The following is a 13,195-nucleotide window of genomic DNA, read 5'->3' as shown; positions in this document are numbered from 1 at the left end:
GATCCACCGGACGCGGCCCCTAGTCTGGACGCGTGGAGTTCACTGTCGGTGCCCGTGTCACCCTTGAAGAATTGCAGGCAGACCCCCATCCTGTGCTGGCCCGGCTGCGCGCGGCCGAGCCGGTCTCGTGGATCCCGGGCTTCGACGGCTGGCTCGTCACCCGGCACGACCTGGCGCTCCGGGTCATGCGCGACGCCCGGGCCTTCACCGTCGACGATCCACGCTTCTCGACGGCGCAGGTGGTCGGCACGAGCATGCTCTCCCTCGACGGAGCGGAGCACACTCGGCACCGTGACGCCTTCGCCCGGCGGTTCCGGCCCGCCGAGACGCGCGCCCGCTTCACGGCGTTCGTCGAGGGCGAGGTCGACCGGCTGATCTCGGCGGTCGCGGCGCGCGGGCACGCCGAGGTCCGGGCCGACCTCGCCGGTCCCCTGGCCGTCGCCGTCGTCACCGAGGCCCTCGGCCTGCGGGACGTCACGGCCGCCACCGTACGGTCGTGGTACGACGCGTTCGTCACGGCGGTCTCGGCGATCACGGCGGGTCGTCCGGCGAACGCCACGGACGCGTACGCGCGGTTGCGGGCGAAGGTCGAGGCGGCGCTCGCCGACGGCGGAGTCGCGCCGGCGGGCGACGCTCCCCCGCTCCTGGCCGCCGCCGCGCGCGACCTGACGACGGACGAGGTCGTGGCGAACGCGGCGGTGCTGATGTTCGGCGGCATCGACACGACCGAAGGCATGATCACGAACGCCGTCCTGCATGTGCTGAGCCGTCCGGATCTGGTGGGGCTGCTGCGCGACGAGCCGGGTCTCCTCCCCGCCGCCGTCGAGGAGTCGGTACGCCTGGAGCCCGCCGCATCGGTGGTGGACCGCTACGCCACCCAGGACGTCACCCTCGGGGGCGCCCGCATCGCAAAGGGCGACCTCGTCCGCGTCTCGATCGCCGCCGCGAACCGGGATCCGGCCGTCTTCGCCGATCCGGACCGGTACGACCTCCGGCGGGCCGACATCGACCGGCATCTGGCGTTCGCGCACGGCCCGCACTTCTGCTTCGGCGCGCACCTGGCACGCCTGGAGACGACGACGCTCCTGGGCGCGCTGCTGCGCCTGCCGGGCCTCCGCCTGACCCGTGCCGCCACGCCGGAGGGACTGGTCTTCCGGAAGCCTTCCGCGTTGGACGTCGTGTGGGACGGTTCTTCGAAGATTTCGTGAAACCGAGCGCCTTTACTTTGTAGATCAACGATCTTCGCCACGCCCTGACGAGGGACGGCGGGGCGTTGCTGGACAAGGGACTTTTCGGACCCGATACTTCCTGTCATGGAGGGCCTGCCGGTACGCGCTTCGGATGAAGATCGCGACCGCGTCCTTCGCGTGCTCCGCGACCGCGCCGCCGAGGGCCGGCTGTCCCACGAGACGTTCGAGCGCCGCGTCGAGTCCGCGCTTCAGGCGCGCACCCAGGCGGAGCTGTCCCAGCTGGTCCACGACCTGCCGCCGGGCAACCGCATCGTGCGCGGCCTGACCGGCGTCGTCTCCTCGCTGTCGTCGATGACGGCGCGCGTCGAGGCGGCCTGGCGCGCCCCACGGCTCCCGCGCTTCGTCCTCCCCCCGCGCGATCGGGCGCGCCTGGTCATCGGGCGGGCGCCGACGTGTGAGTTCGTGGTCACGGACCTGACCGTCTCCCGGCTCCACGCGGAGCTGCGCCGGACCGGGAACACCTGGCTGCTGTCGGACCTGGGATCGATGAACGGCACTCAGGTCAACGGGTACCGCATCTCCGGCCCGACCCGGGTGCGGCCCGGCGATGAGATCACCTTCGGCCGGCAGCGGTTCATCCTGACCGCCGGCTGACCTTCCGCCGCTATCCTGACCGCCGGCTGACCTTCCGCCGCTCCGGCCCGAGCGGTCAGACCAGACGTGTGTGGGACCTACTAGGCCGAGGTGCCCACGTCGGCGGTCTCCGGAGCGCCGGGCCTGGCGTCGGCCGGTCGGCGTCGTACCAGGGCGCACGAGGCGGCGCCGACCATGACCACGGCGATGGGCAGTGCCAAGGTCGGCCGCATCGCGTGGATGAAGCCGTGCTCGAACGTGGACGCCGCCACCCGCTGAACGTGGTGGGCGACGCTCGCCGGCGTTCCCGTCGACGGCGTGATCGCCGCGCCGGTCTGCCCGGTGCCGACCTCCAAGCCGCCCGCGGCGGTGTTCTTGAAGGCGGCCACGAACTGGCCGCGGACGCTCTCCGGAAGGGCGGCGGCCCGCTCGGCCGCCTCGTGCCGGAGCGAGACGGCGAGGCGATTCTGCAGCACCGCGCCGACCGTGGCACTGCCGATGACCGTCCCGATCTGCCGAATCGTGTTCAGCACGCCGGAGGCGGCCCCGGCCATCCTGGGCTCCACGTTGTACATCGCGACGGTGATCATCGGTCCGAACACGCAGCCGATGCCGAACCCGGCCACGATCAGCGCCGGCTGGAACACGTACCACGCGCGACCCACGCCGGCGGCCGCGGCGAGCCAGGCCATGCCGACGGCGAACAGGGCCAGGCCGGTCATCAGGATGTACTTGCCGCCGGTCCGATCCGCCATCCGGCCCGCGAGCGGCGACACGAATGCCGACACCACCATCGCCGGCGCCATGACCAGGCCGGCCTTCAGCGCACTGAAGCCCAGCACCGACTGCAGGTAGATCATCACTGGTAGGAACAGGCCGATCATTCCGACCTGGACGGTCGCGGACACCAGACTCATGACCGCGTAGTCACGGTCGCGGAACAGCATGAAGGGCAGCAGCGGTTCACCGCGCTGCCGGGTGCCCTGATAGATCAGGAACACGACGAGGAGCAGCGCCGCCCCGCCCAGCAGCGCCCAGATCCCGGTGTTCCAGTCGTACCGCTGGCCCTCGGTGAGCCCGAAGGTGAGGCCGAGCAGCGTCGCGGTGGCGAGTACGACGCCCGGCACGTCCAACCTGCGCCGGACGCCGTGCCGAACGTCCGGCACGAGAGTGACCGCCATCGCGAGCACCACCGCGCCGATCGGAACGTTCACGAAGAAGATCCAGCGCCAGCCGGCCGCGCTGACCAGGAAACCGCCGAGCGTGGGCCCGGCGATCGTGGCCACGCCCGCGACCGCTCCCCAGACGCCGAGCGCCGCGCCCCGGCGCTCGGGCGGGAAGGTCCCGATGATGATCGTCATCGTCTGCGGCATCAGCATCGCCGCGCCCAGGCCCTGCGCGGCGCGGGCTGCGATGAGCTGGGCCGGATCCTGGGACACCCCGCACAGAACGGACGCCACCAGGAACAGCGCGACGCCCCAGATGAACATCGTGCGCGGCCCGCGCACATCGCCCAGCCGGCCGGAGGTGATCAGCAGCGCGGCGAGGACGAGGATGTAGACATTGATCACCCACAGCACTTCGTCGAGCGACGCGTGCAGCTTGTCGATCATGCTGGGGATGGCGACGTTGACGGCCGTCAGGTCGAGCAGCGTCATGAAGAATCCCAGGCTGAGCGTGAGCAACACCACCCATGGATTGCCGCGCCATCTACTCATTCATCCCTCTCCATTCGTCCCTCCGCGCTATCAGGCCGCTCGAATCGCCGACATGTGTCAGCTCTTGGCGGGAGCCTGGAGGCTCCAGAGCCGTCCGTCGGGGTCGCGGACGATCATTTCCCGGGTCCCGTAATGGGTGTCCTCGAACGGTGTGACCACGTCGACGGCCGGATCGGGACGGAACGCGTCCGCGTCGGCCACTTTCAACGCGAGCTGCATTTTGGGCTCTCGGTCCTCGGGAATCTCGGAGACGACGAGAAAAGGACCCTCGCCGTTTCGGAACACGCCGGAACCGTCGCCAGTGGTGATTTCCAGCTCGAAACCCAGGGCCTGGAAGAACTTCGCGGCCTTTCCCCAATTGTGGGTCTCCAGGAAAACCGCTTCGAATCCTTCGGTCGCCATGTCATGACTCCTTTCCAGATGATTGCCGTCGCTGCCCGCGTGCGTCGTCGAGGTAGGCGCGCAGCGCGTCGGCGACCAACGCCGACAGGGACATGCCCTCCTCGATGGCGTGATGCTTGACCTGCTTGATCAGCTCCACCGGCAGGTACACGTTGAACTGCTTGACCTCCGCATCACCCATGAGGCCGATGCTAGCACGCTAGCTTCCTATTTCCCTAGCGCGCAACGTCCTTCCGGGCGTGATTGACGGAGTGAGTACTCACTCCGTACGGTTAGAGCATGACGGGAACCTCCTCGAAGCCCTCCCGGCGCCGCGCGCCGGCCATGGACGCCGACCAACGCCGCGCGATGATCGTCGCCGCGACCCTTCCCCTCGTCGTCGAGTACGGCGCCTCGGTGACGACGGCGAAGATCGCCAGAGCCGCGGGCATCGGCGAAGGCACGATCTTCCGGGTGTTCCCGGACAAGGACGCCCTGCTCAAGGCCTGCGTGGCCGAGGCCGTACGGCCCGACGACACCGTCCGGCACCTGGGGGCGATCTCGCTGGACCAGCCGCTCGCGGACCGGCTCGCCGAGGCGGCCGAGGTGATCCGTGGTCACCTGACCCGCATGGGCGCCGTGATCTCGGCTCTGGCCGCGACCGGGCGACTCGAGCCTCCCAAGCCGGACGCGGAGGGCCGCCTCCCGGATCGCGAAGCGGGACTGGCGGCACCCCGCGCGGCGCTGGCCGCCCTGTTCGAACCCGACCAGGACCGGCTGCGGCTCTCCGCCGAACGGCTGGCGGACGCCTTCCAGCTCATGGTGATGTCCGCCGGTCGCCCCGGCGCACCCGACCCGCTGACGATCGAAGAACTGGTGGATCTGTTCCTGCACGGCGCGACGTCCTCGGGCCAGGGCGATCGGTGACCGCGGCCAACGCGTACGAAGAACTCGCGCCCCGTCGCCGGACGCTGGTGACATTCGCGCTGCTGGGCTGCGCCTTCCTGGCCATGCTCGACGGCACCGTCGTCGGCACCGCGCTGCCGCGCATCGTCGAGCAGGTCGGTGGCGGCTCCTGGTACATCTGGCTCGTCACCGCCTACCTGCTGACCTCCTCGGTCAGCGTGCCGGTCTACGGGCGCTTCTCCGACCTGTACGGCCGCCGCGCACTCTTGCTCGGCGGGCTGTCGATCTTCCTGGCCGGCTCGCTCGCCTGCGGCCTCGCCGGCTCCATCGAGACGTTGATCGTCTCGCGTGCGGTCCAGGGTGTGGGCGCCGGCGCCCTGCTCACCCTCGGCATGGCCCTGATCCGCGACCTGTACCCGCCCGGCCGCGCGCAGGGGCTGATCCGCATGCAGACCGTGCTGGCCACGATGATGGTGCTCGGTATGGTGGGCGGCCCGATCGTCGGCGGTCTGCTGGCCGACCATGCCGGCTGGCGCTGGGCGTTCTGGCTCAACCTTCCCATCGGCCTGGCCGCCGCGACGGTCCTCGTCCTCGCGCTGCCCGGGCATCGTCCCGCCGCGGCGCCCGCCGGCCGCCTCGACGCGGCCGGGGTCCTCCTGCTCACCGCCGGCCTCTCGCTGGTCCTGATCGGCCTCAGCCTCAAAGGCAACGCCACCGCTGCGGCGCCCCGGTCCTGGACCGATCCGCCGATCGTGGGCTCTCTGCTCGGCGGCCTGGCCCTGCTCGTCCTGCTCGTGCCCGTCGAGCGGCGTGCGGCCGTCCCCGTCCTGCCGCTGCGGCTGTTCCGCAACCGCACCTACACGGCACTGCTGAGCGCCGGTTTCTTCTTCCAGGTCGCGGCGCTGCCGGTGGGGATCCTGCTGCCGCTGTACTTCCAGCGCGTCCGCGGTGAGTCGGCGACCGTCTCCGGTCTGCTGGTCCTCCCGCTGCTGATCGGGATGACGCTGGGAAACCGGCTCACCGCCGCCGCCGTGCTGCGCAGCGGCCGCGCCAGGCCCGCGCTCCTCACCGGCGCCGGGCTGCTCACCGTCGGCACCGCGGCCTTCTTCACTCTGGACGCCACGACGCCGCCCGCTCTGGCCTGCGCGTGGCTGCTGCTCATCGGGCTGGGCATCGGACCGGCGATGGGGGGCATCACCATCGCCACCCAGAGCTGCGTGCCGCACGCCGACATGGGCACGGCCACCGCCGGCTCCGCCCTCACCAAGCAGCTCGGCGGCACGTTCGGCCTTGCCTGTGTCCAGTCCCTGATGGGCGGTCACGCCGCGGCCGCCCCCACCGCTTCGGCGACCGGCTCCACCGTCGCCTGGGGCGGAACCGTCGCCGGGCTCCTCGCCCTGACGGCGCTCCTGTTCATGCGCGACGTGCCCATCCCCATGGCCGGCGAGCAGCCCGCCCCGCGCCAGGACCCGGCCGGCGCCCAGCCCTCACCGGCGCGCGGCGGACCCGCCGACTGAGATCGGCCGCCCTCCGGCCGGCGGATCGGCGCCGGCGCGTTCCGGGCACTGCGCATCCCCTCCGGCGCGGGGCCTGGTCGCCCAGGCCGGCGCGACCACCGTTCGATAACGAGTGCGTCGCACCGTCTTGACGCCGGGAGCGGACGGTCGTAGGTTCCCGCACATGGGTTAGGAAAGTTTCCTAACCACGTCTGAGCAGCGGAGACGCCGTGACCACCTCGACGCCTGGGACTCCCAGCCTGCTGCGGGCCATCAACGACCGCGCCGCGCTGGAGGCGTTGCTCGCTCGGGGCCCGCTGACCCGACCCGAGATCGGGGCCCTCACCGGCCTGTCCAAGCCCACCGCCTCCCAGCTCCTCACCCGGCTGCGGGAGGCGGGCCTCGTCGTCCTCGACGGGATCCGCGAGGGCGGGCCGGGGCGCACGGCGGAGCTGTACCGCATCAACCCGGACGCCGGGTACGTCGCGGGACTGGACGTCCGGCGCGCCCGCATCCGGGCCTCCGTCGCCGACCTCACCGGCGCCGTCACCGGAACGTTCGAGCTGCACACGCCGGGCACGTCCGGCGGCGACGCCGTGGCGCGGGCCCGCGCCGCCGTGGAGGGCGCCGCCGAGGCCGCCGGCCTGACCCTCGACCGGATCGACCGGATCGTCATCGGCCTCCCCGGCGCCCTGGACCCACGGACCGAGCGGCTCGGGTACGCCTCCCACCTCCCCGGCTGGCACGTTCCCGACCTGCTCAGCCGGCTACGAGACGGCATCGGCCGGCCCATCGCCGTCGAGAACGACGTCAACCTCGTCGCCATGGCCGAGCTCACACGCGGCCAGGCCACGGGATCCCGTAATTTCGTCCTGCTGTGGGTCAGCGCCGGCATCGGCATGGCGATCGTGCTCGACGGCTCACTGGTCCGCGGCGCGACCGGAGGCGCCGGCGAGGTCGGCTACATGCCGGTCGCCGCGGCTCCGATCATCCGCGAGCCGGGCCGCGCCAACACCGGTGGTCTGCAGGCCGTCGCGGGCGCACCCGCCGTGCTCAAGCTGCTGCGCGCCCACGGCTTCCGCGGCAGCGACGCCGGGCAGATCGTCGACCGGGCCCGTACGGCGCTGGAGGCCGGTGACGAACGGGCCGCGGCCGGGCTCGGCGAGCTCGGCGCCCGGCTCGCGACCGGCCTGGCCGCGATCGTCAGCGTCCTGGACCCCGAACTGATCGTGCTCGCCGGTGACATCCCCATCGCCGGCGGGGAACCGTTGCGCTGCATAGTCGCGCGCGAGCTGTACTCGATGACCATCCCTCGTCCCCCCTTGCGGCTCAGCTCGGTCGGCGGCGATCCCGTCCTGGCCGGCGCGCTCCACCTCGCCCTCGGCGAGACCCGAGAACAGATCTTCTCCAACACCGTTCGCCAACCCTGATCCCGACCGTTTCCCCGGCCGGCCGCGTTAAGGAGAACAGGAGTGTTCCCACGCCATCGGCGGCTCGTAACCGCCCTCATCGTCACCCTCACCGCGACGGCCTGTACGGCGGGCAGCGGCGGGTCCGCCACCGAGTCCGGGCCCAAAGCGGAGGCCGCGCAGACCATCGAGGTCTGGCACGGCTGGAGCGCCCCGCACGAGGTCCAGGCATTCGACGACGCCGTCGCCGGGTTCCGCAAGCTGCACCCCAACATCACCGTCAAGCTGGTGAAGGGCCAGGACGACACCAAGATCCTCAACGCGATCCGCAGCGGCAACCCGCCGGACGTGGTCTCGTCCTTCTCCACCAACAACGTCGGCCAGTTCTGTTCGAGCGGGGCGCTGCAGGACCTGACGCCCTTCCTGAAGAAGGACAAGGTCGACACGAGCATCTTCCCGCAGACCGTGCAGACCTACACCCAGTACAAGGGCGTCCGCTGCACCCTTCCCCTGCTCGCCGACGACTACGCGCTGTACTCCAACAAGGCGCTGATGAAGGGCAACCAGCCGCCGAAGACGATCAGCGAGCTGACGGCCCTCGCCAAGAAGCTCACGGTCCGCAACCCGGACGGCACGATCAAGGTCGCCGGGTTCCTGCCCTCGGTGACGTACTACGAGCATGTGGGCGAGCACGTCGCCCCAAGCTTCGGCGTCAACTGGCTGAACGGCCAGGGCCGGGCCAACTTCGCCACCGACCCGGGCTTCACCAAGTACCTGCAGTGGGAGAAGAGCCTGCTCGACTGGTACGGCTATGACAACGTCAAGAAGTTCGTCCACTCGATGGGACAGGAGTTCGAGGCCTCCAACCCGTTCGAGAAGGGCAAGGTCGCCATGGCGATCGACGGCGAGTGGCGCGTGAAGTTCCTCCAGGATGAGGCGCCGAAGGTCCAGTACGACACCACGCCCGTGCCGGTGAACGACGACCGGCAGAACGCCTACGGCGGCGGCTTCGTCACCGGCACCATCGTCGGGATCCCGCGCGGCGCCAAGCACGCCCAGGCGTCGTGGGAGTTCGTGAAGTACCTGACGACGAACACCGACGCGCTGGTCACCTTCGCCAACGGCCTCGGCAACGTGCCGAGCACGATTCCGGCACTGTCCTCGCCGAAGCTGACGCTGCCGCCGCAGTTCCATACCTTCCTGGACGTGTTCAAGAACCCGAACAGCACGACGATCCCGTCGACGGTCAACGGCGGTGACTTCGTCGTCAAGTTCGACAGCTTCGTGCAGGACCAGTGGGAACCCGGCAAGGTGCCCAACCTGCAACAAGGCCTTACGAGCCTGGACGACAAGGTCAACAGCGCCCTGAAGCTGGCGGGCGGCTGACGATGGCGGCCGTGCTCTCGGCCGGCGCGGTGACGGCGGCGCGTGCCCGCCGCCGTCACCGGCTCCGCGTCCTGGCGTTCATGTCCCCGTGGCTGGTCGGGTTCTCGCTGTTCTTCGCCTACCCGCTCGCCGCGACCGTCTACTTCTCCTTCTTCCGCTACAACCTGTTCCAGCTCACGCCCGTCGGGCTGGCGAACTACAAGTTCCTGTTCAAGGACCCGTACGCCTGGACGGCGATCAAGAACACGCTGTGGCTGGTCGTCGTCATGGTGCCGCTGCGGGTGCTGTTCGGGCTCGGCCTCGCCCAGTTGCTATCGAAGATCAAACGAGGCGGGAACATCCTGCGCTCGATCTTCTACCTGCCGTTCCTGATCCCGCCGGTCGCCGCCACGGTCGCGTTCGTGTTCGTGGTCAACCCCGGCACCGGGCCGATCAACGGCCTCTTCGCCAAGGTCGGCATCCACCTTCCGGACTGGTTCAACGACCCGACGTGGACCAAGCCGGGCCTGACGCTCCTGGCCCTGTGGGGCATCGGCGACGTCATGATCATCTTGCTGGCCGCGCTGCTGGACGTGCCCAAGGCGCTGTACGAGGCGGCGGCCATCGACGGGGCGAACGCCTGGCAGCAGTTCCGCCAGATCACGCTGCCGACGATCTCGCCGGTGCTGATGTTCTCCGCCGTGACGGGCGTCATCCAGACGCTGCAGTACTTCACGCAGGCGATGGTCGCGGCACACGTGTCGCAGGGCAATGCCGACCAGGCGGGCACGACCACCGCCCCCGGCTACCCGGACGGGGCGTCGCTCACCTTCCCGCAGACGCTCTACAACGAGGGCTTCCAGCAGTTCAACATGGGCTACGCCTGCGTGCTGGCCCTCGTTCTGTTCGCCGTCGCGATGTTCTTCACCCTGATCCTGCTCCGCCGGTTCCACGCGTTCGGCGACGACGACTGAAAGGAGGCGACACATGACCGGCACGACTCTCGCCGTACGCCCATCGGCCGTCGGCTCGTCACCGCGGCCCGGCATACGCGGGCGGCGCGGGCGGCGCTTCCTGTACTGGACGGCGACCCACGCGATCGCCATCGCCCTCGCGATCATGTTCCTGGCGCCGTTGATCTTCATGTTCCTCACCGCGGTGATGAGCTCCGACCAGACCCTCACCGGCGCGCTGTGGCCGAGCAGCTGGCACTGGGGGAACTTCTGGAAGGCGCTGACCACCGACAACGGCGTGATGCTGCACTGGCTCGGCAACACGCTGATCTACGCGGTCCTGGCCACCGCCTTCATGCTGGTCTCGAGCGTTCCGGTGGCGTACGCCCTGGCGAGGTTCCGCTTCCGCGGCCGAAAGCTGGCATTCGTCCTCGTCATCACGACGATGATGCTGCCGCCGCAGGTGACGATCGTGCCCTTGTACATCCTCTGGGCGCGCTTCCAGCTGACCGGCACGCTGTGGCCGCTGATCCTCCCACTACTGTTCGGCGACGCCTTCTCGATCTTCCTGCTCCGGCAGTTCCTGCTGACAATCCCGAAGGAGTACACCGACGCGGCGCGCGTCGACGGCTGCGGGGAGTTCCGCGCGATGATCCGGGTGATCCTGCCGATGGCCCGGCCGGCGATCGCCGCGGTGGCGCTGTTCCAGTTCTTCTACGCCTGGAACGACTACTTCGGCCCGCTGATCTACACCAAACCGGAGACCTGGACCCTCGCCGTGGGCCTGTCGACCTTCCGCGCAGCCCACCACGTCGAGTGGAACCTGACCATGGCCGCGACGCTCCTGACCGTGCTGCCGGTGATCGTGGTGTTCTTCCTGGCACAACGCGTGTTCATCCAGGGCGTGACCCTGACGGGGGTGAAGGGATGAAGATCTGTGTGGTCGGCGGCGGGTCGACGTACACGCCGGAGCTGGTCGACGGCATCGCCCGCCTGCGCGCGACCCTGCCGGTCTCGGAGCTGGCGCTGGTCGACCCGGACAAGACCCGCCTGGACCTGGTCGGCGGGCTGTCCCGGCGCATCTTCGCCCGGCAGGGGCATCCCGGATCGATCCGTACGACGTCCGACCTGGACGAGGGCGTCGACGGGGCCTCGGCCGTGCTCCTGCAGCTGCGCGTCGGCGGGCAGGCGGCCCGCCACGTCGACGAGACCCTGCCGCTGGACTGTGGCTGCGTCGGGCAGGAGACGACCGGCGCGGGCGGACTCGCCAAGGCGCTGCGCACCGTGCCCATCGTGCTGAACATCGCCGACCGGGTCGCCGCGCTGGCGCCGGACGCCTGGATCGTCGACTTCACCAACCCGGTCGGGATCGTCACCCGGGCCCTGCTGGACGCCGGACACCGGGCGGTCGGCCTGTGCAACGTCGCGATCGGCTTCCAGCGCCGCTTCGCCGCCACGCTCGGCGTCCGGCCCGACCGCGTACGCCTCGGGCACGTCGGCCTGAACCACCTGACCTGGGAACGCGCGGTGTACCTCGACGAGGAGGACGTCCTGCCGCGACTGCTGGCCGACCACGCCGAGGAGATCGCCGCCGACCTCGAGCTGCCGGCCTCCCTCATCCGCCGCCTCGGCATCGTCCCGTCGTACTACCTGCGCTACTTCTACGAGCACGACGCGGTCGTGGCCGAGCAGCTGCACGCGCCCTCGCGGGCGGAGCAGGTGGCGGTGATCGAGGAGGGGCTGCTGGAGATGTACGCCGACCCGGCGCTCGACGAGAAACCGGCCCTGCTGGAGGAACGCGGCGGGGCGTTCTACTCCGAGGCCGCCGTCGACCTGGTCGCCTCCCTGGCCGGCGACCGCGGCGACGTCCAGGTCGTCAACCTCCGCAACGGCGGCCGGCTGCCGTTCCTATCGGACGAGGCGGTGATCGAGGTCCCGGCCCGGGTCACCGCGTCCGGGCCGGAACCGCTGCCGGTCGACCCGGTCGAGCCGCTGTACGCCGGGCTGATCGCGCACGTCGCCGCGTACGAGGAGCTGGCCCTGGAGGCGGCACTGAAGGGCGGCGTGGACCGGGTCGCCGACGCGCTGCTGGCCCACCCGCTGATCGGGCAGGCGAGCATCGCCGACGAACTCGCCCCGCGCCTCGTCGCCGCGAACGCCGCCCACCTGCCCTGGGCGGTGAACGCGTGATCCTGGCGATCGACGGCGGGAACAGCAAGACCGACGTCGCCGTGCTGACCGCCGGCGGCGATGTCCTGGCCACCGCGCGCGGCGACGGGTTCCGCCCGGTCGCCGACGGCGTGGCCGAGGCGGTGGACACCGTCGCCGAGGCGGTCACGCGCGCCCTCTCGGCGGCCGGGGCGGGCACGCCCGTCGATCACGTCTCGGCCTACCTGGCCAACGTCGACCTGCCCGTGGAGGAGGAGCGGTTCCACCGGCTGTTCACCGATCGCGGCTGGGGCCGCGGCGTACGGGTCGGCAACGACACCTTCGCGCTGCTGCGGGCCGGAGCCACCGAGCCGTGGGGCGTCGCGGTCGTGTGCGGGGCGGGCATCAACTGCGCCGGCGTCGCCCCCGACGGGCGGGTCGCGCGGTTCCCCTCGATCGGGCGGGTGACCGGCGACTGGGGCGGCGGTCACCACCTCGGCGAGGAGGCGCTGTGGCACGCCGTCCGCGCCGAGGACGGCCGCGGCCCGCACACCGCCCTGGCCGCCGCCGTCGCCGAACACTTCGGTCGCGCCGGCGTCGAGGACGTCGCGCTCGCGATCCACTTCGGGGAACTCTCCGAAGCGCGGCTGGGAGAGCTGTCCCCGGTCCTGTTCGCGGTCGCGGCGGCGGGCGACCCGGTCGCGCGAAGCCTGGTCGACCGCCAGGCGGAGGAGATCGTCGCGCTCGCCACCGTGGCGCTGCGCCGCCTGGACCTGCTCGACGCCCCGGTGGAGGTCGTCCTCGGCGGCGGCGTGCTCGCCGCAAGGCATCCCCAGCTGATGACCGCGATCGAGGACCGGCTGGCGGGCCTCGCCCCGCAGGCCAAGCCCGTCATCGTCGAGGCTCCCCCACTGCTGGGCGCCGCCCTCCTCGGCCTCGACGCCGCCAACGCCCCACCGGAGGCGTACGACCGCCTGCGCGCCCATTTCGGCTAGG

13 protein-coding genes are annotated in these 13,195 nt (G+C 70.9%); 10 read left to right on the top strand and 3 right to left on the bottom strand.

Features of this window, described 5'->3' with window-relative positions; translation table 11 throughout:
* The first annotated feature begins 32 nt into the window (after window positions 1-32).
* On the top strand, window positions 33-1,208 hold the full coding sequence (locus AB0I04_RS05855) for a cytochrome P450 (RefSeq protein ID WP_360879632.1): 1,176 nt from the start codon (window positions 33-35) through the stop codon (window positions 1,206-1,208).
* 105 nt (window positions 1,209-1,313) lie between these two features.
* Window positions 1,314-1,844 (top strand): DUF1707 and FHA domain-containing protein, encoded by a 531-nt coding sequence (locus AB0I04_RS05850; protein ID WP_360879629.1) that lies wholly within the window; start codon window positions 1,314-1,316, stop codon window positions 1,842-1,844.
* 80 nt (window positions 1,845-1,924) lie between these two features.
* Here AB0I04_RS05850 and AB0I04_RS05845 read toward each other — a convergent pair whose 3' ends face one another.
* Genes AB0I04_RS05845 through AB0I04_RS05835 form a run of 3 tightly spaced genes read right to left on the bottom strand, consistent with a single transcriptional unit; the run spans window position 1,925 to window position 4,124 of the window.
* On the bottom strand, window positions 1,925-3,541 hold the full coding sequence (locus AB0I04_RS05845) for a DHA2 family efflux MFS transporter permease subunit (RefSeq protein ID WP_360879626.1): 1,617 nt from the start codon (window positions 3,539-3,541) through the stop codon (window positions 1,925-1,927).
* A gap of 57 nt (window positions 3,542-3,598) precedes the next feature.
* On the bottom strand, window positions 3,599-3,943 hold the full coding sequence (locus AB0I04_RS05840) for a VOC family protein (RefSeq protein WP_360879623.1): 345 nt from the start codon (window positions 3,941-3,943) through the stop codon (window positions 3,599-3,601).
* 1 nt (window position 3,944) lies between these two features.
* Window positions 3,945-4,124 (bottom strand): CopG family transcriptional regulator, encoded by a 180-nt coding sequence (locus AB0I04_RS05835; protein ID WP_360879621.1) that lies wholly within the window; start codon window positions 4,122-4,124, stop codon window positions 3,945-3,947.
* Window positions 4,125-4,222: 98 nt separating this feature from the next.
* Between AB0I04_RS05835 and AB0I04_RS05830 the strand changes: the two genes are divergently transcribed.
* From AB0I04_RS05830 to AB0I04_RS05795, 8 genes are all read left to right on the top strand, one after another.
* Window positions 4,223-4,849: a TetR/AcrR family transcriptional regulator gene (locus tag AB0I04_RS05830; RefSeq protein WP_360879618.1), complete on the top strand. Its 627-nt coding sequence runs from the start codon at window positions 4,223-4,225 to the stop codon at window positions 4,847-4,849.
* Window positions 4,846-6,345: an MFS transporter gene (locus AB0I04_RS05825; protein WP_360879615.1), complete on the top strand. Its 1,500-nt coding sequence runs from the start codon at window positions 4,846-4,848 to the stop codon at window positions 6,343-6,345. The genes AB0I04_RS05830 and AB0I04_RS05825 overlap by 4 nt, the downstream gene beginning before the upstream one ends.
* A 209-nt stretch (window positions 6,346-6,554) precedes the next feature.
* Complete coding sequence (locus AB0I04_RS05820) at window positions 6,555-7,754, top strand: ROK family transcriptional regulator (protein ID WP_360879612.1); 1,200 nt, start codon at window positions 6,555-6,557, stop codon at window positions 7,752-7,754.
* Between the two features lie 42 nt (window positions 7,755-7,796).
* The gene (locus tag AB0I04_RS05815) at window positions 7,797-9,119 is read left to right on the top strand and encodes an ABC transporter substrate-binding protein (RefSeq protein WP_360879609.1); all 1,323 of its coding nucleotides are present in this window, start codon (window positions 7,797-7,799) and stop codon (window positions 9,117-9,119) included.
* Between the two features lie 11 nt (window positions 9,120-9,130).
* Window positions 9,131-10,072 carry a sugar ABC transporter permease gene (locus AB0I04_RS05810; protein WP_360879606.1) on the top strand — a complete coding sequence of 314 codons (942 nt, stop codon included), beginning with the start codon at window positions 9,131-9,133 and terminating at the stop codon, window positions 10,070-10,072.
* A gap of 13 nt (window positions 10,073-10,085) precedes the next feature.
* A complete protein-coding gene (locus AB0I04_RS05805; protein ID WP_360879603.1) occupies window positions 10,086-10,982 on the top strand; it encodes a carbohydrate ABC transporter permease in 897 nt (298 codons plus the stop codon).
* Complete coding sequence (locus AB0I04_RS05800; protein WP_360879600.1) at window positions 10,979-12,241, top strand: 6-phospho-beta-glucosidase; 1,263 nt, start codon at window positions 10,979-10,981, stop codon at window positions 12,239-12,241. The genes AB0I04_RS05805 and AB0I04_RS05800 overlap by 4 nt, the downstream gene beginning before the upstream one ends.
* A complete protein-coding gene (locus tag AB0I04_RS05795; RefSeq protein ID WP_360879597.1) occupies window positions 12,238-13,194 on the top strand; it encodes a BadF/BadG/BcrA/BcrD ATPase family protein in 957 nt (318 codons plus the stop codon). The genes AB0I04_RS05800 and AB0I04_RS05795 overlap by 4 nt, the downstream gene beginning before the upstream one ends.
* Window position 13,195: the final 1 nt, after the last annotated feature.

The organism is Actinoallomurus sp. NPDC050550, from assembly GCF_040655075.1.
GTDB lineage: Bacteria > Actinomycetota > Actinomycetes > Streptosporangiales > Streptosporangiaceae > Actinoallomurus.
The sequence above is the reverse complement of the archived record's forward strand: the minus strand, read 5'-3'. Positions and strand labels throughout refer to the sequence as shown.